General features: G+C 39.4%; 15 protein-coding genes. 13 read left to right on the top strand and 2 right to left on the bottom strand.

Going from position 1 to position 26,218, the window contains the following annotated elements:
• Positions 1-35 precede the first annotated feature (35 nt).
• From D8Q48_RS00460 to D8Q48_RS00500, 9 genes are all read left to right on the top strand, one after another.
• Positions 36-10,712, top strand: a complete 10,677-nt coding sequence (locus tag D8Q48_RS00460) for a hypothetical protein (protein WP_121055020.1) — start codon at positions 36-38, stop codon at positions 10,710-10,712.
• A 165-nt stretch (positions 10,713-10,877) separates the two neighbouring features.
• Positions 10,878-11,798: a hypothetical protein gene (locus D8Q48_RS00465; RefSeq protein WP_121055022.1), complete on the top strand. Its 921-nt coding sequence runs from the start codon at positions 10,878-10,880 to the stop codon at positions 11,796-11,798.
• Positions 11,799-11,831: 33 nt separating this feature from the next.
• Complete coding sequence (locus tag D8Q48_RS00470) at positions 11,832-12,713, top strand: hypothetical protein (RefSeq protein WP_121055024.1); 882 nt, start codon at positions 11,832-11,834, stop codon at positions 12,711-12,713.
• A 64-nt stretch (positions 12,714-12,777) separates the two neighbouring features.
• The gene (locus D8Q48_RS00475; RefSeq protein WP_121055026.1) at positions 12,778-13,641 is read left to right on the top strand and encodes a hypothetical protein; all 864 of its coding nucleotides are present in this window, start codon (positions 12,778-12,780) and stop codon (positions 13,639-13,641) included.
• Positions 13,641-14,438: a hypothetical protein gene (locus D8Q48_RS00480; protein ID WP_121055028.1), complete on the top strand. Its 798-nt coding sequence runs from the start codon at positions 13,641-13,643 to the stop codon at positions 14,436-14,438. The genes D8Q48_RS00475 and D8Q48_RS00480 overlap by 1 nt, the downstream gene beginning before the upstream one ends.
• 2 nt (positions 14,439-14,440) lie before the next feature.
• Complete coding sequence (locus tag D8Q48_RS00485) at positions 14,441-15,196, top strand: signal peptidase I (protein WP_121055030.1); 756 nt, start codon at positions 14,441-14,443, stop codon at positions 15,194-15,196.
• Positions 15,197-15,202: 6 nt separating this feature from the next.
• Positions 15,203-16,840, top strand: coding sequence for a hypothetical protein (locus tag D8Q48_RS00490; RefSeq protein ID WP_121055032.1), 1,638 nt, complete (start codon positions 15,203-15,205; stop codon positions 16,838-16,840).
• 30 nt (positions 16,841-16,870) lie between these two features.
• Positions 16,871-18,955, top strand: a complete 2,085-nt coding sequence (locus D8Q48_RS00495; protein ID WP_172696932.1) for a DUF2357 domain-containing protein — start codon at positions 16,871-16,873, stop codon at positions 18,953-18,955.
• Positions 18,952-19,551 carry a signal peptidase I gene (locus D8Q48_RS00500; RefSeq protein WP_121055036.1) on the top strand — a complete coding sequence of 200 codons (600 nt, stop codon included), beginning with the start codon at positions 18,952-18,954 and terminating at the stop codon, positions 19,549-19,551. Before D8Q48_RS00495 ends, D8Q48_RS00500 begins: the two co-directional genes overlap by 4 nt.
• A 157-nt stretch (positions 19,552-19,708) precedes the next feature.
• Here the strand turns inward: D8Q48_RS00500 and D8Q48_RS00505 are convergent, their stop codons facing one another.
• Positions 19,709-20,653, bottom strand: a complete 945-nt coding sequence (locus D8Q48_RS00505) for a hypothetical protein (protein WP_243116188.1) — start codon at positions 20,651-20,653, stop codon at positions 19,709-19,711.
• Positions 20,654-21,080: 427 nt separating this feature from the next.
• Between D8Q48_RS00505 and D8Q48_RS00510 the strand changes: the two genes are divergently transcribed.
• From D8Q48_RS00510 to D8Q48_RS00520, 3 genes are read left to right on the top strand one after another with little or no spacing between them, the layout of a single operon-like run.
• Complete coding sequence (locus D8Q48_RS00510; protein ID WP_117989308.1) at positions 21,081-22,082, top strand: ABC transporter substrate-binding protein; 1,002 nt, start codon at positions 21,081-21,083, stop codon at positions 22,080-22,082.
• Positions 22,083-22,093: 11 nt separating this feature from the next.
• Entirely contained in the window at positions 22,094-23,032 is a 939-nt protein-coding gene (locus tag D8Q48_RS00515; protein ID WP_117989307.1) for an ABC transporter permease, read from the top strand.
• 8 nt (positions 23,033-23,040) lie between these two features.
• Positions 23,041-23,838: an ABC transporter ATP-binding protein gene (locus tag D8Q48_RS00520; protein ID WP_191855102.1), complete on the top strand. Its 798-nt coding sequence runs from the start codon at positions 23,041-23,043 to the stop codon at positions 23,836-23,838.
• A gap of 93 nt (positions 23,839-23,931) precedes the next feature.
• Here D8Q48_RS00520 and D8Q48_RS00525 read toward each other — a convergent pair whose 3' ends face one another.
• On the bottom strand, positions 23,932-25,290 hold the full coding sequence (locus D8Q48_RS00525; protein ID WP_121055038.1) for an MATE family efflux transporter: 1,359 nt from the start codon (positions 25,288-25,290) through the stop codon (positions 23,932-23,934).
• Positions 25,291-25,586: 296 nt separating this feature from the next.
• On the opposite strand from D8Q48_RS00525, the gene D8Q48_RS00530 reads away from it, so the two are divergent.
• Positions 25,587-26,138 (top strand): ECF-type riboflavin transporter substrate-binding protein, encoded by a 552-nt coding sequence (locus D8Q48_RS00530; protein WP_022076162.1) that lies wholly within the window; start codon positions 25,587-25,589, stop codon positions 26,136-26,138.
• The last annotated feature ends 80 nt before the right edge of the window (positions 26,139-26,218 follow it).

Genomic DNA, 26,218 nt, shown 5'->3' on the forward strand with positions numbered 1-26,218 from the left:
TATACCTTAGATAAGATAGCTTAAAAGGAGTAACGATGTTGAAATACAGAAGAATTATAGCTGGTATACTGGCAGTGAATCTTCTTGCAGGAAGTATATTGCTGGATTATACGGAAGTCAATGCAAATAATGTTAACACATCTTTGAATATGATATCGGCAGAAAACTCAGACGAAGTTTCTCACGCAGATGCAGAAAGTGTAAGTTCATCCGAGAAGACAGATACGGAAAATAAAGCGGATGAAAAGAATACAACACCAGATGCAAATGAAAAGGACACAGCTTCGTCTAATTCGGATTCAGATCTTACAAATGAAACACAAGAAGAGGAAACAACAAAGCAGGAACCATCATCCGAAATAGCAGCGGAGGATGCAAGCCAGCAAGCTTCGGAAACAGAGACAGAAGCAGAAGCACAGGAAATATCCGACACGATTTCCTTAAATAACTTAAAATTTTATACGGATACTACTAAAACTGCAACAATCACATCCCCACAACAGTTGATTTTGCTTTCACATTGTGCTCAAAATGAAATACAAAATAAAACAATTAATATTAATACTACCGGAGTGTTTAATCTTTCGACAAAAATAGAGAAGGGTACAGATTTATCGGAGTATTTAAATACAGCAGCAATTGCCAGTCAGGATTATACCTATCTTGGATTGGGAAGCACGGATTCTCCTTTTAAAGGCACGATTACAGGACAGACACCAGCAATAAAAACAAACACAACCCTGTTCCGTGGGATTTCTTCGCAAGCTACTATAGACAACAATCTTTCTGTTGAGTGGCTAGGAGACGAACCCAAACCAATGTTTGCCGAGACGTACTTGCTGGAAAGCGATGGAACGAAAAGCGATAGAACAATTCCAATTACATTCACGTCAGGAAACGGAAGCTTGCTTGGAACAGTGAAGAAAGCAACAAATGAAACAGAAGCTTGCCTTACGATAGGAAATGTTGTTACATATCGAGATAAGGTACAAGCCGGAAGTTCAACAAGTAACGACAACATCGGACTCATCTGTAACACGTTGGAAAGCGGTACGATTAAATTAGATGGATATGTATTTCCAACGGAAACAACGATAAATACAGATAGCGGTGCAGCAGGCGGTCTGATTGGAAAGATGGAAGGTGGTATTCTTGACCTTACATCCATTGGTGGAGCGAATATTTCAAACCTTACAGTAAACAGTTCATCTGGCAGTGCGGGAAGTATTGTCGGTGAAATGAGTGAAACTGCTGAAATTCAGGTGAATCAGAATATTACGATTACGAACCCAACTATAAAAGGGAAATATGCAGGTGGATTTGCAGGGAAAGTTGTTAATTCTACATTGTCTGGCAACAATACCATCACTGTAGAGGCACCAACTGTATCTCCTGGTGTAGATAAAACAGATTCTGCTGTGGGAGGTCTTATCGGAGATTATATTGTAAAAGCAAACAATCATACCGTGAAACAATTACCGATGCAAATTGCAATAGCCGGAACACCGAAAGTGACAACAATCACAAAAACAAACGGAGCTGCTATAGGTGTTAACGATGGAAACATAGGAGGATATTTTGGGGTTTTAGAACTTCAAGGTGATATTCAATATGAAATAAGCGGTTCAGATGGTGCGAAAAGAGAAGGTAAAGCGGAGTATACAGCTGGGGATGGCGGCACTTATGGAACAGTGATTGGAAAAGTAATCAGTGATAATAAAATGTCTTCATTGATTATCAATCATGTAAAAAGCAATTCTACAACTAATGGAAACTCTTATTATCAAGGCGGTATTGTTGGTGAAATTGGAAAAAATGTTTACCTGCAAGTTAGCGATGCTGAGATAACAGTATCAAACACAACTGCAAAAAATGAGGCATGCGGTTTCGGAGGAGTAGTAGGGCATTTGTCGTCAAACAGTATCTTGAGTATTGCTGATTCTGTAAAAGTGACTATTTCAGGTAATTCAAAGCTTAGTGCTGGTGGCGGAATTGTCGGAAATGCTTCATCCGGAAGCATACTTGAAATATCTGGAACAACAGACTTGTCAAATGTGACTTATAAAGAATCAGAATATGTTGGACAACTTGTTGGCATGCAAGATTGTGCACTTATATTTGCTCATGGTGATGGAAATGGCAATGGATGGAAATATATTCGAAGTAATAAAAATTCTAAAAATTTTAAAATTAATGATATTGGAAATTATGGAGAGGTAATTCGCTTAAAGGCTAGTACAACGATATCGGATGAACAGGGTGGATTGGATAGTGAATTATTATCTATTAATGGAGATCATGCAATCCAATATAAAAACCAAAACTTCAGCTTGAGTGATACAGAGATTACAATCAATTCGAAAGAAGATCTGGCATTGCTTTCAATTGCATGGAATTCCAGAGGCTTTTTTTCAGCAGACTCAAATTTAACAGATAAGAACTGGACAACGTTACAGAGTAAAAATATCAACTTCACCGCAGATGTTAATTTGAAGAACACTGGAATTATAGGAATTTCAAGAGATATAGATGATAGTGCGTACACAGGAAATATCAATGGTAATACCCATACATTGACATTGTCAATTGGCGAAACCTATGGATTTAAAGGGGAAAACATAGCAACCAATGATACAGAGGGTTGTGGGAAAATATATTCCTCAGGTTCGAAACATACAAATATAGGTTTGTTTTCTCGTATGGGAGGAAATGTAAGTAATTTAACTATAACTGGAAGCATTAATGCGGGCGTCAGTAATGGTAATATGTGGCTTGGCAGTATCGCGGCAAGACAAGAAATAAATGAGACTGTTATAAGTAATGTTCAAGTAACAACCGCGATTGCTTTTGACGCACAGGGCGATTCCAAAATAAGTTGCATTGGTGGTTTGTTTGGCAGTGCAGGAAAGGTAAAATTAAACGAAAATACATGTATAAAAAGTGACATTACACTTAGTAATGCAGGCAGCGGTAAGCTAACATATGTTGGTGCTGCGGCTGGATATATGTCTGCAGGATCACTAGAGTGTAATGGCGTAACAATTGGAGGGAAAATTGTTACGGATGCATCGATGTATGCTTATGTAGGTGGACTGGTAGGTTTTATGCCTCCGGATGGAAGTGATAAAGATACGAGTACTCAAGTAAATATCAAATCACTTACATTCGATGGATTCTCTATTACGGCCTCAAATGCTCAGACGGCATGCGGAGGGCTGCTTGGAGGTGTATGGGCGCGTTCTGCAGTTACATTTGCAAGTGATAATACTGCTACTACAACCAGTTTGACAGTGAAAAACAATACAAAGATAGAAGCACCAAAAGCAAGTGTTGGTGGACTGGCGTATAAGGCAAGTGGTTTATGGGAAATTCGCAGCAAGGGGATAGACATCCAGGCGTTAAACATCAACTGCGGTAATGATTTGGGTTTGCTTGTCTGCCATGGAGAAAAAAGCACTGTTAAATTCAACAAAGATGAAAAAAATGATAAAGAGGATGGTGCCCTTTATCTTAGAACAACTGCAGATTGGGATGATTCCTACAAACTGGATGCAAATTTGGACTTGCAATGTGGAAGTAATGCTGTTTTCGATGAGTTTGTAGCATATACAGCAGCTTCAAAAGAAAAAATTGCTAACAATGATGAAAATGGTATTGTCTCAATTGCAACAAAAGACCGTAATGGTGTAAAAGAAAATACTACTTGTAAGACCTATCAAAATCGTACAAATTTTGGGAAATCACATAAGATAAATGCAAACAGCAGATATTATTATGATTTAGATGAATATACAAAAAATAATACCAGTGAAATCGATACACCGGAAGAACTGGTGTTATGGAGCTGTGCAGTGTATGCGAATTCCAATATTAAAAAATATTTTTATACATTCAACAATCAAGAGAGTTCAAATCCAACAATCAGCGGTACGTTGAATATGGATAAATACAGCTATTATCCGATTCATTTGAACACGGGGGTTCAAATAACTGGTGCAACCATTACATTTTATAATGAACAGATTGAGCAGGCAGAAACAAATAATAAATCAACACAGGCAACAACACAGTCGCAGCATTATATGATGCATTGTGGATTATTCTTGGATCATTCAGTAAACGAGACCGCTACAAGTATTACACTGAGCAATGTTACATTTGCAGGAAGCATAGGAAAAGTAAATTCCAATGCATCCGGAGTACTATTTTCCGGTATGGTTCAAGGCTCGGAGTCAAACGGTAGACAGAACACTGCAAAGATGAATTTGAGCAACATTGTTTTGTCGGGCTTGAAAATTACAGATTATACAGATTCATCGTATGCACCATTATTAATCAATCAGATTGGAAGTTATACAAAAACAGAAATAAAGAACTTATCAACGAGTGGTTATACAGAAGGAACTGCAGTGGCATCCAGTATTATTGGAAATGCGGGTTCGGAAAATGGACATCAGATCAACATGGGATTCTCGGAGATTAAGCTTCCGGATACTACAGTAAATAATAAGGGTATCTTTACGCATGCGACATTGTTGGAAAGTTATAAGTACGCAGCGAACGATACTTCTGTGGCAACTTATAATTTCTATAAGAGTGGCGATTGGACATCAGATGGTACATATAATCATCAAGTGACATATGGTAAGGAAATATCCCATTCGACGGAATATAAAGATTTACAAAAGTGGTATTACGATATAGCAACGTATAATGAAGACGAAGGCTTAGTGGAAACAGGAGATAATCAGACAGATTTTTCAACGTGGCTGCCTTATGTGTATGTTTCATATAACGAAAACAATCATTCGCATGAAATCAAAGTAAATCAAAGAGTATTTGATATCACTGAGGGCTGCGGAACTTATGGAGATCCTTATGTCATTAAAGATGCCGGAGAAATGGAAATCATATCCGAGTATATGAGAACGAATTTGCCGCGTACAGACTGGAAAATTACGATCACTAAAGAACAAAACGCATATTGTACAAATCATTCAAAGGATATTACATTCCGTTACAATGGAGTACAGTGGGTAGAAGTTAGCAAAGAGCAAGGGGTAGATGTACAAAATGGTCAGACCAGAAGCAATAGCTTTATGCAGCGTTATATTGCAAATGCATATTATGACTTGCAGGGTACTAACAGACAAATAACATTAAATGATTTTAAAGGATTTGGAACTACAGATAATCCATTTCGTGGAGTGCTTGTTAGTACAAAAGGTGTAGAACTGATTCTGACAGGGGCAAATACAGGAAATGGACTTATTGCATATAGTTATGGAAGCGTTGTTAAAAATCTGACTATAAAATACAAAGGAAAGAAAAAGACGTTAGTTTATCAAAAAAGCTCTTCCGTATTTTATCCGACAAGCTGTTTTGGAGGCGCAATTGGTTGTATTCTTGGTGGAGATAATATTATTGATGGCGTAAACGTGACGCTGGATACTGGTTGGCTGAAACTTTCCGGGGCAAATAAGCATTTACTCCAAGTAGGCGGATATGTTGGTTCTGTCTGTGGCGGTGGTGTTTTATTTAGAAATATGCAAGATGCACCTGGTCTGACGGATGAGATGATTTCAGATAGGAGCGGGAGCGTAAAAGAAACTGAAACGAGATCCCTATATGTCAACCCTTATGTCGGAAGAGTGCTAGATGGGTATGCATTTGCTGACACAGCAAGAAAGAGTCTGAATAATACAGACAAGAACTATCAGATTCAAAATCTTAACTCGTCAGGGCCAAACGATACAAAACATATAACAGCATCAGGAAAAACAATCGAAATAAAAGACGCAGAAGGTCTGCTTATTTTATCTGCGATTGTGAATAGTGGAGCAGCTTCTTCAGGAAGCAGTAATGCTTATCAAAAAAATGAAGAAAAAGGATATGCATTTGGAAATAGTAAATATGCATTTGGAAATGGTGAATATGGTAAGGTGCGAAATGCAACGTATGACGGCATTGGCGCGAATGAAAAACCAGAAGATTTTAATACAGCAGTTAAAGATGATCAAACTGCACCGAGTGATAGCAACACGCCAGTATTAATTACAAAATATGCCGATAAAGATTTGTTCAATATGGCTGTTTTAGATGCAACAACAGGCGGGGCAACATTAACGTTTCCAAATGATGGAACACTTGATATGTCCGTATATAAAAGCTCCTATCAAGGCATATCAGCACGATATGTTTCTAATGCAGTGACAAGCAATACAGAAACAAAAGCAGCTGGAATTGTTCCGCTTATACAAGGTGTTTCCGGAAACGGAACGAAAATTATATTCGATATGAATGTAAGGGAATATGCAGATGATGATTTCCATGCAGCATCGGTCGGAGGGGTGTTTAATCTTTTTGCACCAGTAAGCGGCACGTGTAATGTGACAAATTTGACATTTACCGGAAAGACAGGAACAGATCCTAAGACTGGAGTACAGTTGCAATATTATACGTCTAACGGAGAGGTAACAGCACAGGCATCTAATAACTGGGGCAGCCGGTCATTTGTCGGAGTAGGCAGTTTTGTCGGAAGTACAGCGGGAACATTAACGTCTAAGTGGTATCCAGTAAAGGTTAATTTTGACTCAGTGAAATTTGAAAATATGACGATACAGAGTCCTGCTGTTGCTGGAGGGTTGATTGGAAATATTGCAAGAATATATACGCCTACAACGGATATAGGTATTCTTCTTCAACCATATGGAAATGAACAGACCGTATATCCTTATAATACATTTACTAACTGCTCTTTCAGAGATCTTACAGTAAAGGGGCAAGAAAACGCAGGAGGATTTTGTGGATGTATAGATGGAAAGGTTACTAATCAAAACAATTTAAATGTTACAACACAAAACTTTATAGTTGGACAAGATTCTACAATTTCAGCAATTCAAGGTAATTCTTCTGCAGGTGGATTATTTGGTTATGCCAGACGTGGAGTGGCTATAAATACTGTAAGTGGAACAACATATACAGCAATATGGGAAAATGTAAATGTGGAAGCCGGACAATATAGTGGAGGTATTATAGGGCAAATATATACTGATAGTAGTTCACCATATTATAAAATCCGGAATGTGAGAGTTTCTGGAAAAACAGGAACAAAATCTTTAATCAAGGTAAGATCAAATGGGGAGAAATATACAGGAGGTCTTATAGGCAAGATTAGTTTTGCTTCTGGTGTTACATTTAATATTTTGGATTGTGAAGTGCAAAATACACAAATTAATGAAGTAGATAAAGTTTCAGGAGAAAAATTAAGAACAGGAGGTCTTGCTGGGGGTGCAGATGGAAACGGAAAACTAAACATTCAAAACTGTTCTGTTGAAGAATCTGGTATGTATGGATCGTTAGTAGGTGGTATAGCAGGTGAACTTTGTATACCTACGACAATTACGGAATGTACAGTTTCCGGATCAGACAATGATAAAAATATTATAAAAGGTCAAAAGTGTGCAGCTGGAATTGTGGGTGAAATTGCCTGTGGAGGGAAAATAGGAATTCATAACAGTACAGTAAGTAACACTTCAATAACTGCTATTGATGATTGGGGAGCAGGCGGGCTGGTTGGAGATATAAATTGGAATGTTGTTCCTAAGTTATATTTTTATGACAGTCAAGTGAATGGATGTACAATTACAGGACAAAGAGCAGGTGGATTTGCTGGTAATATCAGGGGATATTTGAATGGTTCCAATTTATTATTAAAAGATACAACAATTAAAGCATCTGCAGTAAATAATGCAGGTTTACTAATCGGTTTGACTGGAAATCAAAACCTCCAACCGATGACAATTGCCGGTATCAGTATTCAGAAAACAACTGCAAAAGAGAACAATCGTAACATAAGCAAGTTATATGGCACATTGAATGAAACTGATAATACTAATGTAAAGAACGAAAGTTATTTTTCATTCGCAGATTACAATGGAACAGCATCGAATAATACGACGCAATCCTTACTTGATGCAGAGCAGGTATTTCCATACGTTGTTACAAGTCCAACCAGTCAATTAAGTGTTTACGACGCTGCAAATGCAAGCAAAGCACTATATGGTGACAGTGCCGCATGGACAAAAGACGCAGATGGCAAATATACTTTAAATGCTCAGACAATCTATCAGGATGCGAAGAATACTCAAAACAGCACCGCAGAAGGGAAATATACATATCAGGAAATGGGCGTTGAGCAGTTCCAGTTTACCAAAAATATTTCCACATATAATAAAGAAAATCAGACGAATACAGTTTCAAATGATTTTCCGGTATTGGTAGTGTCAGATAATGTATCACAAACGATCACGGATTATCTGGATATCGTAACAAATGGCGGATATACAAGGGCAAACAATATATCGGGACATGTAGATGCCAGTGTGCAAACCTATAAAGATACAGGTGGTAAGTTTGTACCTGCAACAAATCCTGCTTTAGAAGTCAAATATGCATCAGGCCGGATTTCTGAATTCGCCGCAACAACACAATATGATAATACGCAGTCACGTTTCACATTGCTGACAGTTACATTTAAAGAAAAAGATGAAAACGATACAGTACACAACTATAATGTGCAGGTACCGATTATTGTGCGCCGTATGCTGGAAATTGGATTTACAGCAACATTGAGCTCAGGAACTAATTACCGGGCAACAAATTACGATTTGATTGAAGACAACGCACATTTGCTGGAAAGCACAGGAAATGCATTTACGGCTTATCTTACTTATACATATAATAGTGATGATAAGGGCTTGTATTCCGAATATGGCTGGAATAGTTATATTAATGCAGGAGGAAATGTGTCGCAAGCACTGGATAAATCAATTGATTTTCAGGTTTCTAAGGGTTCTTCGCTGCCGGCAGGAACACAGTTGTCATTGATTGATTGTCAGGATAATAGCAAGGTATATTATTACACGACAGATTCAAATACTGGTAATACGATACCACTTAAGGATTTTAAAGACTCGTCAGAGAATGCATTTCAGGCAGTAAGCATTGGAGAATTAATGGGTGTAACTGCTACGCAAGATAATAATGGCACCTTTATCAAGGTGGATGCAGAGGGTGTACCGGATGGTGTAACGAAAGAAGATGGGAAAACTTACACCGCACCAACTGTCAAAATAAAGACGGCAAATGGATATGAGTATTATCGTAAGATAGAAACAGGTGAGTCGGGAACGCACTATGCTGTGACAGTAGATGAAAGCAAATTAAAAGATGGAGTGGGACCGATCAGTACGGTACATGAAAATTATTATCTGGTAATAACGGTAGCTGATATAACAAGCGGAACAGACCTAAATGGTTCCGTGCAGACGAAGATAACAAGTAATGGTATTCCATTTCATTTGAATTATCGTACAAGAAAGGGAAAAGTAGAAGACACACACAGTAATACTGCAAGTACTTATCAGATATCACATGGATATAAGCAGGAGCTGACAGAATCTGAAGCTGTGACGGGAGCAATTAAAAAAGTAACTGCGACGGATTCTTCTATGACAGTAGATGTGGTAGATAAAATTACGATTCCATCCGGACAGGCTTTCAATGAGCAGGATGAGTTGTATCAAAAATTTAGCGGAAGTCTGATAAAAACGTTGAAGCAGGAAAATTCGCAATCTACGTCAGCCGAAGTATTTCCAAACGGAACTACTGGAACGGCAGCATTTTATGTATATGTGATGGATGGAACAAAAAAGAAGTACTATACATATGCAGATAGAAAATGGACGGAAGCGGGAAGTACAGAAACAAAAGCATTGGAATATGAATGGACAGCAATCAACGGACTGATGGATTTACCATTATCTACAAATGGAACAATTGATTCATCGGTCAGCCTGCAGCAAATTCGTAAAATTGTGTTAGATAAAAATCAAAACAAATTCTATGTAGAAGTAAAGATGAATGCAAAATTACCGGCGAATGGATTGGATGTTATTCCAGAATCACAGCTGAAAGATGATGTACCAACGAATTATACGAAGTTGACGTATACATCACAGCTTGCAACAACAAGAAAAAGTCTGTCTTATAGTACGGCTCGTGCATTGCACCAAAATACAAAAATAAGCTATTATCGTGATGAGGCGGATGGAGTGCAGCTTACTTATGAAGCAGATGAAATTGGTCAGCTTGGAATCAATTTGTTGGATTTGCAAAATTCATATTTGGATGCGGCGAAAGAAAATACAATCATTGATACAACAGCAAGATATGATATGTCGGCAATAAAAGATTTGTCTTCGATATTGGCATCATCAAGTGGTATTCAGTTTAGCATCCAACTGCAAAATAAAAACACAGCACAGGCTACCGAAACTTATGAAGATGCACTTGAATTAAACGATTATAATTATATGAAAGTTGTCGTGAAATCAGAAAAAGTTGGAAAAGTACAGCTTACAGATGACCATAAAGCATATACATGGACTGTGCCAAAGAGCAGTTATTGGGATGATGATAAAAAGATCATGAAAGCAAGCAGCATTTTTGATGGTGATATTATGACGCAGGCAATACAATTAAAGGTCAATATAAAAAACGTAGACCAATTGCAACATTTGTATTCAAATTATAGGGTCGTTTTATCAGTGAGAATTATTGGTGAAGATGGAAATGTGGTAGAAAATACGATAGCTGAAGACAATATTATTTATACCATGGCAAGGGTGAAACCAGAGTTTCAAGATTAACAGGTGACCAATGGGGACGGGGTTAGTGGCTTTTTTGCGAGCAAAAAAGCCACTAACCCCGTCCCCATTGGTCTCCCTTGAAAACGTCCCTTCCCTGTGATAAAATATAAAATGATTTTTTGTACTTTTTTATCGATTAAAAAGCAGGAGGGAGGTCCGCCGCAGGTGTTACATAGAAAGAAACACTCGAATGACAGAGATAGAATGGCACAGAATTCAGAACATAGTGCGAAACAATTAAAAAACAGGCTTACTACTTCTATGATAGCTATTTTTCTATTGCTCCTTGCTTCGCTTGCAGCGACGTATGCCTGGTATATTTATAATACAAACCGTCACACGACAAACGTTAAGATGGCAGCCGGTACGGGAGTAAACCTGCAGATTAGTAATACATATGACGGGGATTACAGTTCAGCTACTGTACTTGCAAAGTTCCCAGGGCAGCTGGTACCGGTATCAACGAATCGGATCAGCGGGGGATTTCAGAAGGTTACGTTATTTAAAAATGGAGGACAAGGTCAGGCACCGCTTGTTACGGATACTTTTACAGGCGGACAGACAAGTGATTATTACCATACAAAGCTTTTCCTTCGAACGACAGGTGGTACAACCGATATTTATTTGTCGGATATTGGATTTGAGGACAGTGACGAAGAGAATCCGATTTCTTCGGCAATCCGAGTTGGATTGGTCGTGCATCATCCGGGAGAAGATCAGCCGCCGGATTCGGAATACATTTTCGAAATCAGTGATAAGAAGAATCCACAGGCACAGTATAATACGGATGATGGAGAAGAGGGGTATGTACTGGATAGTTCCAAAAGGGATGGATCAACAGTTCTGCCGAAACTATATACGTCAGATGCGTATTGCAATTATAATAAAAGCACCGGTGAGGTGACATTGAAGCAGAACTCGAAAAAAATCTGTACCGTGTCCGGTGACGGCGAAGGAAAGGCAGGGCGTTCTGTGGAAGTAGAGGTGTATATCTGGCTTGAGGGATGTGACGAGGACTGTACGGGTAATTTGTCCGGCACGACGTTACAGAATCTGGCATTATCATTTGCCGGAATTGTCAGATAAGAGAAAATAAAATGAAAAGGCAGGTGGGGACTTGTGGCAAAAGAGAAGAAAAAAGAAGAAAATTTAGAGGAAAAGCAGGATGTCAGACAACTGAGACATTCATTTAGAATGGCAATCGCAGGTTTACTTCTTTTGGTTCTTGTGGCAACGGGTACAACATATGCCTGGTTCTCACTGTCTGGAAGGGCATCGACTTATGTCACTCCGATGGGAGGAACAATCAGTGAAGGGACGACATCTCTTTTGATTTCAAAAAATGCTGCCGGCCCATTTGATAAAACTTGTGAATTGGCATACGCAGGGAATCCGGATTCGCTAAAACCGGTATCGACAGCAGATTTATCTCATTTTTATAAAGCAGTCGCACAGGATAAAGAGGGAATCGCGGTATTTTATCGCAATGCGGATGACGTTGTGGATGCACAGACGTTACATGGAACAGTCTATTTACAATGCCTGAATGCACCATGTGATGTATATTTTAATAAAGAGCAGTTAAAGCTTGGAACAGATGCGCAGGCTCTTGCAGCAATGAGATTTGGCGTGAAGATCACAGCAAAAGAAGGTACGAAGACATACATTTTCAAGTTAGATGAACTGGGAGCTACAGGAAGCGCACAGTCACAAAAGACGATTCCGGGCAGCGCACAAGTCGTATCTGCGGTAAATGGAAGTGGATTGCCGGAGTATGTAAGTGATCCGTCGACAGCTCTTTCTGATTATATGGCAAATGCAGGAAACAGTGACAATGATTTTAAGGCGGGGACGACCAGACTGATAAGACTTGAGAAGGATGAAGTGGCATCGGTTGAGTACTGGCTTTATCTGGAAGGATGCGATGAACAGTGCATCAATGAGGTGCAGAGTAAAACATCGGATATCCAGCTTGCATTTGCAGGTGTGGAAGTGGAATAATCTTGCCGGAAGAACCGACAAGCATGGATAGAAAAAGAGGATGAGAAAAAGAAGGTGAGGCAGGATGAAAAAAACTTTCCGAACCTGGTTTTGGGCAGTAACTACATTATTTGCAGTATTGGCATTTACATTTGCGACACTTGCATGGTTTACGGCGAATCGTGCTGTGCAGACGAATACTGCTACAGCCAGAACCGGGGATGAGACGTTGGAGCTACAGATCAGCAGCAGTGGTGGAAGTAGTTTTAAGAGTGTAGAGACAGCACAAATCACGCAGGTAAATCAGACAAATTCAGAATTTCTGTTACCTGTGTCCACGGCTGATTTGAACAGCTTTGTATATGCACCATTTACCAAAGATGGTAAGGCTTCTGCTTTTAAAAAGGTGGACGATGAGGCAAATTATTATCATGGCCGGGTGTATTTGCGGGCAGAAGGAGAGGGCTGGCCGGATGGCAGCAGGATGAATCTGTATCTGGACCAAAGTGATGGGCTTTTGGGAGATGCGGCAGATGGATATTTGTTAAATGCATCCAGACTTGGCTTGATTTTTGGCGGAGACACTTCGAATCCGATCATTTTACGACTAAGTGAGTCAGAGAATCCGGAAAATGCTCAAGTGTATAATACAGAAGTAAATGGAAAATTACTAGGCAAGAACCAGGTTCTGGGTTATAATGAAAATGGCGTGTTTGCTACGACTGACCCATCAGTATTGGTCAGTGATTATACGATCAGTTTTACAAACAATCAGATGACTCTACCAAAGAGCGCGCTGCTTAGTATGGAATTTGGAAAAATCTATGCAGTAGACATTTATTTTTATCTGGAAGGCTGTGATCCGGATTGTTCGGAGAGTGTTCAGTTTAATGAAGCAAATCTTCATCTTGCATTCTATGGTGTACTTGACCAGAAGGAGGGCAATTGATGAGTAGGACAAAAAAAGAAGAAAACCAGGCAGTCAGAAACCGGTTATACACATCCATTTTGCTTGTGCTCTTGGCTCTTGCAGCAATTACAGCAGCGACAGTTGCCTGGTTTTCCATTGCAGATAAGACAAAGGTTAAGTCGATGAGTCTGGATATTGAGTCAGATGTGGATCTGAGGATGGATCTGGATGCACATGATTATTTTGAACAATATGTAAAGAAGCTTTCATTTGAATCAATCGCACAGAGGATGCAAAGTGAGAAAGGGTTTGATATGCAGACGACTCCGCTGGAGCCGGTCACGACAGCAGATCAGAATATATTTACATATGAGAATGGAACGGAAGTACCGGATACGAAGGGTGCATATTTGACATTTACGTTACATTTTATGGCAGAAAAAGATATGATCGTCCATCTGAACAGTGCAGACAGCAGTGATGGTGCAGGGGATGGGACGAATATCAGTTCAAGTAATGCAGAACTTCCGGAAGCGATGAGGATTTCTTTTACAGCGGATGGACAGACCTGGATTTATGATCAGGGTATGGGAGATACGCTTTCCACTTCCGCTGCAGCGACTACGTTTGGACTTCCTTCTATGGGAAGCACAAGAATTAACAGTAATAACGCAATGTTTTCATTAAAGAAGAATATCGATAAGCCGGTTCTTGTCCATATATGGATGGAAGGTACAGACCCGGCATGTACAGACAGTCTGAAATCCGCAGACTACGCAATTCGGATGCGATTTACGGGTAAAACTACAGAAACTATAAACACAAGGGAGAAATAAGTATGAAGACACTAAAACGAATAGGCACAATTGTGATCAGTGTGATTCTATGGGCAATCATTTTGCTCGCTGCACTGTATGCATTTACAACAATGGCGACAAAGGATGACCAGAGTGTATCAAGAATTCTTGGATATACACCGATGACTGTTGAGTCGGATTCTATGAAACCAACATTTTGCAAAGGCGATTTGATTTTCATAAAAAAATGTGATACTTCAAAGTTGAAAGAAGGAGATATCATCACATTTCACACAATTATTGATAATCAGTATGCACTCAACACTCACCGTATCCAGAAGATTGACGAGGTCAACGGTGTCAGAAGCTACACCACGATTGGTGATAACAACAACGGTGTTGCCGACCAGCATGTGATTTCCGATGGAGATATTGTTGGTAAATATGTCGGACACATTTCTAACCTTGGTAAAGTTATGAGCTTCCTTTCAAGCAGTATGGGATTCTTAATCGTAATCGTCTTACCGATGCTTCTGTTCTTTATTTATCAGGTATATAACCTGATTATGATCAGTATTCGTCTGAAAAAAGCGATTGCGGTAGAGAATGCGGAAGAACTTGCAAAAGCAGGATTAAATAAAGCAGATGTTGAGCAGGCTGCGAAGGATAAAGATGAGGCACAGGCGGCGCTTGAAGAGGCGAAGAGACTGAGAGAAGAAGCAGAAGCGATTCGCGCAAAAGCAGAAAAAGAGCTTGAGAAAGCGAAGCAGGATGAAGATAAGAACGGGGAGGAATAAAGAACCGTGAGTGAATTTTTAAAGTTTGCGTATGAAGTGTTGTCCCAGGTTGTATACAACCTTGTAACTTGGGTTGCGGCATTTATCAGATTGTTTATAACAGGATGGGTTCAATATTTCCTGATATTTAAAACCTATTTTCCAACATTGAATATTCTCGCTAAGATTTTATCAGTACTTTTGATACTTTTATTGTTAGCGATTCCGGTAGTGATCATCATACTCCTGATTCGTCGTATAATTTTGCATCACCAGTTAAAAGCAGACAGTACAGACAATGCAACATTGTACCGGGAGATTGGAAGACTGAACAAACAGGTGTTAGATTTGATGGAAGAGAAGAATAATATTCTGGCATTGAAGGTAAATGCGATGGGTGGTGTGGAGCGTATTCCATATATGGGTGCCTCTGCACTGACGGAGGATACGATTCCGAGTCTGGAGAATGTTACCGGAAATGAGATTCCATCCGGAAGAGCGATGGAGGCAATGGTTGAAAATACAGATCCAAACAAGGCACCTCTTGTGCGTGCAGTGATAGAGGGAAAGGAAGATACAAATGTAGCACATCGTTTCCCGAAGCTTTCGCTTGTGGATGTAAAATATAAGGATTTTCAGCCTCCACAGTATGACAACGAGATTTCGCTCCAGGAATTTACAGAAGGGTATCGTATGTTCGCGGCAAGCCAGATGGGGCTTTATTATACACCGGAGATTGTCAGAAGATTTGTGGCTGGCATGGCAGCAAGTAAGCTGTTGATTTTGGAAGGTATTTCCGGTACCGGTAAAACAAGTCTTCCATATTCATTTAGCCGTTATATGGATAACCCGGCAACCATTATTTCCGTGCAGCCGTCATTTCGTGACCGTTCCGAATTGTTGGGTTATTTTAATGAATTTTCAAAGAAATTTAACGAGACAGAGTTTTTGAGGGCTTTGTATGAAGCAAACTATAATCAGACTCCGACATTGATCGTGTTAGATGAGATGAACCTTGCACGTATTGAGTATTATTTTGCAGAAATGTTATCTGTTCTGGAAATGCCGAGCAAGGATGAATGGATTCTGGATCTTGTGCCGACAGCCTGGAAGGGTGATCCTTATAAAATGGATAACGGTAAAATTCATGTGGCAGACTCTACGTGGTTTATCGGTACTGCGAATAATGATGATTCGACATTTACAATCACGGATAAAGTATATGACCGTGCAATGCCGATTGAGTTGAATGAAAGAGCCGATGAATTTGAATGTGAGATGTATCCGGCGTGTGATGTTACCGCAGAACATCTGGAATATATGTTCCAGAAAGCAAAAGAGGACTATCCAATCAGTGAGGAACTGATGGAGAAGATGCAGAAGCTGGATAGTTATCTGATCACAAGATTTAAGCTTGCCTTTGGAAACCGTATTATGAAGCAGTTATATGACTTTATTCCGGTTTATGTTGCATGTGGCGGTACAGAATTGGGCGGTATGGATTACATTATCGCACGAAAAGTGCTCAAGAAATTTGAAAGTATGAATGTCAGCTTTGTAAGAGATGAGATCACAGGTCTGATCAGTTATATAGATAAGACATTTGGTGAAGACGGAATGCCGGATAGTAAAGAATACTTAAGACGCATTCAGAACTTGTATTAATTATATTGAAAAGTAAGGAAATGGATGAAGATGGCGGATACGATTAATGAATTATATTCGAAATACACAGAAGGCGTAGGGTATGCTCTGGAGGAGGATAAATATTTCCAATACCTGTTTGAAATGATTCAGGCCGGGGACAATACTCTGGAACAGAAAAACCGAATATTGCATAAGGTTGTAGATGAGCGCTGGCTTACAGTAGTAGAAGAAGGAATCGAAGCCATTTTCAATATTGTGGACAAGCCACGCCGTTTTATTACAACCTCAGAGGAAGTTGTGCCGGTTGCACTTGCAAAGAAAATTACGTCAGACAGTGTTCGGCATTTAAGCCAGAATACACAGTATATTACGACAAATGAAGCCGGCGACATTATGCCGACAAAGATTTTAAATGTAACAACAGAAGAAAGCTATGACTTATATGAGAATCGTTTCGTGTATCATCTGATCCAGCGTTTGTTTGCGTTTGTAGACAAACGAACAGATGTAATCTTCTGGTCGACAGGAGATGAGACTTGCAATGTAATGAGCATGGAAAGCAAGGTTGACGATGCATATGAAGAGATTTCTTATAAAGTTGAGATGACGATAAAAAATCGTCAGAGTCTTGTGGAAAATGACAATGACAACATGGACATATTCAAGCGTATCGACCGTGTGCGCAGAATGTCCAGAGTTTTACGCACCAGTTCATTTTGCGATATCATGAATGGCTGTTCCAGAGTACATAGTCCGATCCAGCGTACAAACTTGATGATGAAAGATCCGGATTATCGTACTTGTTATAAATTATGGCAGTTCATCGAAGGCTATGATGAAGTCGGATATACCATTGAAGAGCAGGATTCTACATTACAGTTCGATGAAGAATATTTGTTACAGATGTATATCAATATGATTACAAATTATACAGTGTTCAAGAGTCTTCTTGTATCTGATCCGCGCAAGATGAGTGAGATTGAGACAAAGAAACGTGAGCCTGTAAAACCAAAGTTTATAAAAGAAATCAAAGAAGAAATTGTAGAAGATCGCAATATTCCGGATGTAGAGATACGCAGAGTATTTGTAGAAGAAGTGACCCAGGCACAGCTCAATGCAGAGGAAAAATTAAAAGAAGAGACTGCGAAGAGAGAAGAATTGGAAAATTCTGTTTCAGAACTTCAATTTCAGATGGAGTCATTGAATCAGCAATTGGAATATTTAGATCAGATCAGAGCGCAATTAGAAGAACAGCAGGCAGAATTAGAGCAACAGCATTCAGAAGAAATTGCAGCTTACGAGAAGCAGCTTGCGGATGAAAAACAGGCACGGGCTGAGTCACAAGAGGCTGTAGAGCAGGCACAGACAGAAGCCAGAATGATGGTTGAGACGATGCAGCATGAGGCGGCCGAGGAAGTTGCGGCAGAGCGGAAAAAGGCGGCAGAAGAGGTTGCGGAAGAGCAGAGAAAAGCGGCAGAGGAAGTTGCGGCAGAGCGGAAAAAAGCGACTGAAGAAGTTGCAGCAGCACAGAGAAAAGCGGCTGAGGAAATTACAGCAATTCAGAAAGAGTCAGATGCAAATGTGTCTGCAATAAAGGAAGAAGCCCAGGAACAGCTCGCAAAAGCCCAGAAAATTGCAGAAGAAAAGATTGCAGAAGCACAGAAAAGTGCGGCTGAGGAAATTGCGGCAGAGCGGAAAAAGGCGGCTGAAGATGTTGCAGAAGAGCAGAGAAAAGCAGCCAAGGAAGTTGCGGCAATTCAGAGAGAGTCAGATGCAAGTGTGTCTGCAATAAAGGAAGAAACCCAGGAACAGCTCGCAAAAGCCCAGAAAATTGCAGAAGAAAAGATTGCAGAAGCACAGAAAAAAGCAGCAGAGGAAGTTGCGGAAGAGCAGAGAAAAGCGGTCGAGGAAATTGCAGCAGAGCGGAAAAAAGCAGCAGAGGTTAAGAAAGCCGCAGAAAAAGAAATCGAGTCAATTAAGAAAGTGACTGAAAAACAGGTGAAAGCAGCACAGAAAGCAAAAGAAAAAGCAGAAGATAAAGCAGAAGCTAACAGTCTGTCACATTATATCGTTCAAGCACTTCAGGAACGTAAGGAGCGTAAGAATACAAAAAATGACGGAGAAGATAAATGATAAAAAAGATAGTTTTTGGCATTATTAATGTTTTTTCAGTATTGATTATTATTGCAGCAGTTTTTGTGTTGTGTACAGTAATTTTCACAAAATCAGGAGAAGCTCCTTCGGTGTTTGGTTATACGGCATTACGGGTAACTACAGGAAGCATGAAACCAACGTATGATGTTGATTCGTTGATTGTTGTAAAAAAAGTTGATCCTGAAACAATAAAGGTAAATGATGTAATTTCATTTTATTCGCAGGACCCCGTACTCGATGGAGCGGTAAACACACATCGTGTGGTGGAAATCCTGGAGGAAGAGCAAGGACGAGTATTCGTTACCAAAGGTGATAATAACAATGTAACAGATGCATATAATGTCGAAAGTGAATATCTGATAGGGAAGGTAGTTGCTTCTTCAATAGTAATAGGAAAAATTTCGCGTCTGGTTGCGAACCCACTGATATTCATTCCAATCATATTAATTCCACTTGCACTTATTCTAATTAGCAATTTGGTTGGAACTGTCCATATGGCTAAAAAGATAGCGAAGGAAGAGGAAGAAGAAGCTATACGAGAAGCAATTCGAAAAATTAAAGAAAAGCAGCAATGAGAGCCAATTCGGGACGGGGGTTTCTGGCTCTTGGCCATTTAGGGACGGGGTTTTCCGGCTCTTTGGACTTTGAAAAATAAAAAAATTGGGAAGGTGAAAAAATTCACTTTCCCAATTTTTATATCCATTTCCAGAAAAAAGCCGGAAAACCCCGTCCCTAAATGGTCTTCTGGTTTAGCAGCTTTTCAATGACGGAAATATCTTCTTCTAATTCATCAGCAATTAATTCAAGCGATTTCCCTTTTGCAAGTTTTGCTTTGATTTTTTGCATTAGTAAGTCTTGTTGCCCTTTTGCAATCCCCTGCTCAATACCAGCCTCCATTCCGGCCTGAAATTCAGCCCTGCGAAGTTTTTTCTCTTCCAATTCTTTGTCATATTCAAAAATACTCATATTGATTACCTCAGCTCGGTTAGATGATAAAAAATCGCGTAAAATATTTTCGTTTATGCATTCTGTTACTGCTTTCTCTACAGCCTCTTCCAATGATAATTCGTTAGAAGAGACATATTTACGCACTCGTGCTACATACTGAGCATATTCCTTGAGTGTTTGACATTGCTCCATCAGGGCCTTATTATGGCCATCATTTACATTTAATACGGTTACGCGTAATTCCAAATCAGGGTCTTCTGTTGGACATTCGTAAGCAGAAGATAATCGGAATTCAGTTAAATCATTAATCTCTTTTGTACCATTATAAAAAACTATAAATTTTGGAGCAGGTATCTTTTGAATCGTAGATGAATATAAGGATTGTTGAACTACCATCTTTTGATATTCGTTTGAAATATAGAATAAATCTCTCAATGGCATGTTGGGATTATAGGTCGACTGGTGTTCATACAGATATAAATTCATATCCATAATAAAAGCCAGATCGTTTTTCATTCCCAGATAGATTGCGTTTTCCAAAGTTACTACCTGCAATGCAGATGCATCGGTGTAATTTTTCTTGTTCATTGCATTGTAGAGTGAAAGCAGGTTGTTTCTGTCTTTGAACAACATACGAAAGATAGTATCTTTGTACTTACGGTTCACTTTCCTTTGTCGAGAATGCAACGAGTACTTGTGGTTTCTTTGTGCCTTCTTGTGTTTTGCCATATTTAATTTTCCTCCTTTTTACAGGAGACAATCTAAATCTAATATTTCATTCGGCCTCCTGCTTTTATGTGTGATTGATATAAAAGCATAGACTTTTGAAATGTAATTAGAAAATAGATGGTGATACGCACCTTAGATTCATAAGAAATATGCTTTGTTATAGTGTAACACGAATAGGGAAGGGAGTGCAAGAACAATTAAAGCGCCAATTCGGGAGCCAATTCGGGACGGGGTTTTCCGGCTTTTTTGCAAAGCAAAAAGCCGGAAAACCCCGTCCCCAAATGGCTCCTAATTCCCTCTTGACTATTATGTAAAACAAGACTATAATAATTAACATGACTTATATTTTATCACGTTAAAGCGTAACGATTTAAAGTGTAGTGCTTTAAAGCGACAGTTACAAAACAATATAGGAGGAATGGGTATTATGAAAGCAAAAAAAATAGCAGCGGTTATGTTAGCCGCAACAATGACATTATCATTGGCAGCATGTGGAGGCAGCTCTTCATCAGATTCAAAAAGTGCAGATGGCGCATCAGATTCTGGAAAAGTATACAAGATTGGTATTTGCCAGCAGTTAGAGCATGAGGCACTTGACCAGGCTACAAAGGGATTTGAGGATGCCTGTGAAGAAAAATTTGGAAAAGACAACGTAACATTTGATTTACAAAATGGACAGGGCGAGCAGGCAAACTGTGCAACAATTGCAAATAATTTTGTCGCTGATAATGTGGATTTGATCATGGCAAATGCGACTACAGCACTCCAGTGTTCAGCAGCCGCAACAAGTGATATTCCGATTCTTGGAACATCAATCACAGATTATGCAACAGCTCTGGATATTTCCGATTGGACAGGAGCAACAGGAATGAATATTTCAGGTACAAGTGACTTAGCTCCGATTGATAAGCAGGAAGAGATGCTTACAGAATTAGTACCGGATGCAAAGACAGTTGGTATTTTATATTGTTCAGCAGAGCCTAATTCAGCATATCAGGCAAACTTATTTGCAGAAGCACTGAAGAAGGATGGAATTACATGTAAAGAATATACAGCGGCAGATTCAAATGAGATTCAGTCAGTTGTGACATCAGCAGTAGCTGAGTGTGATGCACTTTATATTCCTACAGATAATACAATGGCAGCAAACACTGAAATCATCAACAACATTTGTCTTCCGGCAAAAATTCCTGTAATTGCAGGTGAGCAGGGAATCTGTTCAGGATGCGGTATTGCAACATTATCTATCAGCTACTATGATATCGGATACAAAGCCGGTGAGATGGCATATGATATTTTGGTAAATGGTGCCGACATTACAACAATGGAGATTGAGACAGCACCAAACGTAACAAAGATGTACAATCCGACAATTTGTGAAGAACTTGGAATTACAGTTCCAGATGAATATGAAGCAATAGAAGAATAGAGGAATAAATTATGGGGATTTATCTGGCAAGCCTAAACCCGATGACTCTGGTACGTGCCCTTCCGGGTAACGTTGCTCAGGGAATTATTTGGGGAATTATGGCACTTGGGGTATATATTACATTTCGTATTTTAGATTTTGCAGATCTTACGGTGGATGGTTCACTTGCAACCGGCGGAGCAGTAGCAGTTATGCTGATCCGCGGGGGCATGAACCCGGCAATTGCACTTATATTTGCGTTTTTAGCAGGAATGGCAGCAGGATTTGTGACTGGAATTTTGCATACAGTATTTGGTATTCCGGGAATTCTGGCAAGCATTTTGACACAGATCGGATTATATTCTGTAAATCTTGGGATTATGGGAAAATCAAATCAGGCAATCAATGTGCTTCAATACAAACTGGTTGCATCTCTTCGATATGTTACAGGAGAAGGAAGCGGATTTTTCTTTGTCAAACTGATTCTGGCAGCGATTGTACTGATTGCAATTATTTACTGGTTTTTCGGAACAGAGCTTGGAGCCGCTATCCGTGCTACAGGATGTAATCCACAGATGGCAAGCGCACAGGGAATCAATACATCATTTAATAAAGTTCTTGCACTTATGATTTCCAATGGACTTGTAGGTCTCTGTGGTGGAATTTATGCACAGTATCAGGGAGCAGCCGATGTAAATATGGGTCGTGGAGCAATCGTAATCGGACTTGCAGCAGTTATCATCAGCGAAGTTATTTTCGGAAAATTCTGTGCAGGAAAGAAAATTGCATTTGCACTTACATTAGGAGCGGTATTTATAGGAGCAATCATTTACTATATCGTAATTGCATTTGTATTATGGCTGAAGATGCCATCAGATTATATGAAACTGTTCTCCGCAGTTGTGGTTGCATGTTTCCTGGCAGTTCCTTATATGAAAGAAAAATATTTCAAGAAACGGAGGACTGCATAATGAGTTATATGTTAGAAATCCAGAATATACATAAAACATTTAATGCAGGAACGATCAATGAAAAGATCGCATTAAATGGAGTAAATCTCAATCTGAATCCGGGAGATTTTGTTACAATCATCGGTGGTAACGGAGCCGGAAAATCGACAACATTGAATGCAATCGCAGGTGTGTGGGGTGTTGACCAAGGCAAGATTATTATTGATGGCGTAGATATTACAAAGCTTTCTGAACACAAAAGAGCAAAATTCTTAGGTCGTGTATTTCAGGACCCGATGACAGGTACGGCAGCGACAATGTCAATTGAAGAAAATATGGCGATTGCCGCAAGACGAGGACAGAGTCGTGGGCTTGGCTGGGGAATTACTAAAAAAGAGCGAGAAGAGTTCAGAGAAAAACTCAAAGAATTAGATCTTGGCTTGGAAGACAGACTGAGCAGTAAGGTAGGTCTTTTGTCCGGTGGACAAAGACAGGCAATCACACTTTTGATGGCTTCTTTAAAGAAACCGAAGCTGTTGCTTTTAGATGAACATACAGCAGCATTGGATCCAAAGACAGCGGCAAAGGTGCTTACCCTGTCAGATCAGATTATCAATGAAAACAAATTGACAGCCATGATGGTTACACATAATATGAAAGATGCCATTAATCATGGTAACAGACTGATCATGATGCATGAAGGGAAAGTAATCTATGATGTATCAGGAGAGGAAAAGAAAAATCTGAAAGTGGCAGATCTCCTGAAAAAATTTGAAGAGGTCAGCGGTGGAGAATTTGCAAATGACCGCATGATGTTAGCAAAATAGTAGAGCATAACAGTAGTAAAAAAGTAGTATGAAAATATATAAGGGAAAAGAAAACACAGGGGATAGAAATTCTACCTCCTGTGTTTTCCCTTTTTAATCCATCTTTACTTTGTGGAAGCTTATCGCAAAGTAAATAATTTCTGCAATTGATGTCAATACCCATGAGAAGAAATACAATAAATACAAAGATGGTATTGTATGGAAATGGGCAAATATTGTATAAATCCAGATAACACGGAACACGCAGGAACCGATGATTACGAGGATAGTCGGAACGATTGTTTTGCCGATTCCGCGGGATGCGGCAATAGAGCCATCCATAAATGCACTGATGCAGTATGCAAACCACATGATTTTAATTCGCTGAAGCCCGGCACTTATTACATCTGGATTTGTAGCGAATAAGGATAAAAATTGTCTTCCAAACAGGAGTAGTAAAATACCGAATATGGCACCGGCAGCAAATGCATAAAAGACGCTGATGAAATAACTTTGCAGCATACGTTTTTTATTCTTCGCTCCATAATTCTGACTGATAAAGCTTGAACCGGCAATGTAAAACGCGTACATAAGATTAAAAACCAGGGTATCAGCGTTGATCGCAGCAGAGTTTCCGGATACAGTAACGGCATCAAAAGAGTTTAGACCGGTCTGTACGAACAAATTTGCCAATGCAAAAATCGCATTTTGAATACCGGCAGGAATACCGAGCATTAACACGGCAAGGCTTGCCTGCTTATGAAAACGAAGCTTAGAAAGATATAATTTGCATTCGTCATTGCGTCGTAATAAATTAATGATGATCAATGCGGCAGAAACATACTGTGCGATTGCACTTGCAAGTGCGACGCCCTCTGCTGCCATGTGGAAATAAACAACAAAAATAAGGTTTAATACTACATTCAATACACCGGCGATAGAGAGATAAAATAATGGCTTTGTAGTATCTCCGCGGGCACTTAATACACCGTTACCAAAGTTATAAATTGCCATGGCAGGCATACCAAGTGAATAAATTTTCATATATAATACAGCACCATCTATCAATTCATCCTTTGTGTTCAACAGATGAAGAATATTTTCCGAAAAGAGAATACAGATGGTACAGATGATCAGTCCGACCGCCAGACATACAAGTAAAGAAGTATGAATGGTTTTGGTAATGTTATCCTGATTTCCTGCTCCAAGCTCATGAGCTGTTCGTACATTTACACCGGCGCCCATGCCAATCAGAAAACCGGTAAACAGTGTGACTAAAAGAGTAGTAGAACCAACCGAACCAAGAGCCTGATAGCTGGAAAACCGGCCAACGATCGCAACGTCACTTAAATTAAATAAAACCTCCAATATCTGAGAAAACATCAGTGGAAGACTGAATAAAAAAATGTTCTTCCATAAAGACCCGCTAGTCATCTCAATTGTGCGGGAAAACCCCCTTTTTTTCATCTCCATAATTATGTCCCCCATCAACATAGAAATAATCCGGAATCTATGAACCGGATCAAAGAAAAATTCCCAAAATAAAAGCAATAGACCTCTTCGGTATTGCTAAGTTCATCGTAAATGTTTTACTAATATTTGTCAACTGTTATAAGGAAATCTCTGAAAGGTTATTTTTCTACTTATAAATAAGTAGAAAAGCAACTGATTACAGATTTTGTATCTTGAAAAAAGCCTGTAATAATCGTATACTATGAAAAGGCTTTGATAGAGCCTAGTATGAGAGAAATGTAGAGGAGGATATACAAATGAAAAGTAACAGCAGTATCAAAACAGTTGTAGCGGTAGGTATCGGTGCAGCACTATTCTTTGTACTTGGACGTTTCGTAGCAATTCCAAGTCCTGTGCCGAATACTAATATCAGTCTTCAGTATGCAGTACTTGCACTTTTAGCTGCAATGTACGGACCGGTTGCCGGTGGACTGATCGGATTCATCGGTCACACATTGATCGACCTGTCATGGGGAGGAAGCCCATGGTGGAGCTGGGTTATCACATCAGCATTTGTAGGTGTAGTGATTGGAATCTTTGCTAAGAAATTAAAAGTAGAAGATGGAGATTTCGGAAAAGGTAAGATGACTATTTTCGTTCTGGCTAATGTAATTGCACATGTAGTCGGATGGGTAGTTGTAGCACCTGTACTTGATATCTTGATCTATGCAGAACCGGCAAACAAAGTATTTGCTCAGGGTGTATTTGCGGCAATCTCTAATACAATTACAGGTGTAATTGTCGGAGGACTTTTGATTTTGGCTTATACAAAGACAATCGCAAAGAAAGGATCTTTGGATCAGGAATAAGATTTTTTTGAAAAAAAGACTTACAGCTGTCATTTCTTGTGGTAGAATAACTATCATATGAAATGACAGCTATATTTAGT

The organism is Ruminococcus sp. B05 (assembly GCF_003628495.1).
Lineage (GTDB): Bacteria > Bacillota > Clostridia > Lachnospirales > Lachnospiraceae > Schaedlerella > Schaedlerella hominis.

Coding starts and splice junctions, on each gene's coding strand:
- D8Q48_RS00515 (WP_117989307.1), top strand. CDS start 22,094: ATGGGGATTTATCTGGCAAGCCTAAACCCGATGACTCTGGTACGTGCC.
- D8Q48_RS00530 (WP_022076162.1), top strand. CDS start 25,587: ATGAAAAGTAACAGCAGTATCAAAACAGTTGTAGCGGTAGGTATCGGT.
- D8Q48_RS00480 (WP_121055028.1), top strand. CDS start 13,641: ATGAGTAGGACAAAAAAAGAAGAAAACCAGGCAGTCAGAAACCGGTTA.
- D8Q48_RS00505 (WP_243116188.1), bottom strand. CDS start 20,653: ATGGCAAAACACAAGAAGGCACAAAGAAACCACAAGTACTCGTTGCAT.
- D8Q48_RS00520 (WP_191855102.1), top strand. CDS start 23,041: ATGTTAGAAATCCAGAATATACATAAAACATTTAATGCAGGAACGATC.
- D8Q48_RS00510 (WP_117989308.1), top strand. CDS start 21,081: ATGAAAGCAAAAAAAATAGCAGCGGTTATGTTAGCCGCAACAATGACA.
- D8Q48_RS00475 (WP_121055026.1), top strand. CDS start 12,778: ATGAAAAAAACTTTCCGAACCTGGTTTTGGGCAGTAACTACATTATTT.
- D8Q48_RS00460 (WP_121055020.1), top strand. CDS start 36: ATGTTGAAATACAGAAGAATTATAGCTGGTATACTGGCAGTGAATCTT.
- D8Q48_RS00500 (WP_121055036.1), top strand. CDS start 18,952: ATGATAAAAAAGATAGTTTTTGGCATTATTAATGTTTTTTCAGTATTG.
- D8Q48_RS00495 (WP_172696932.1), top strand. CDS start 16,871: ATGGCGGATACGATTAATGAATTATATTCGAAATACACAGAAGGCGTA.
- D8Q48_RS00485 (WP_121055030.1), top strand. CDS start 14,441: ATGAAGACACTAAAACGAATAGGCACAATTGTGATCAGTGTGATTCTA.
- D8Q48_RS00525 (WP_121055038.1), bottom strand. CDS start 25,290: ATGGAGATGAAAAAAAGGGGGTTTTCCCGCACAATTGAGATGACTAGC.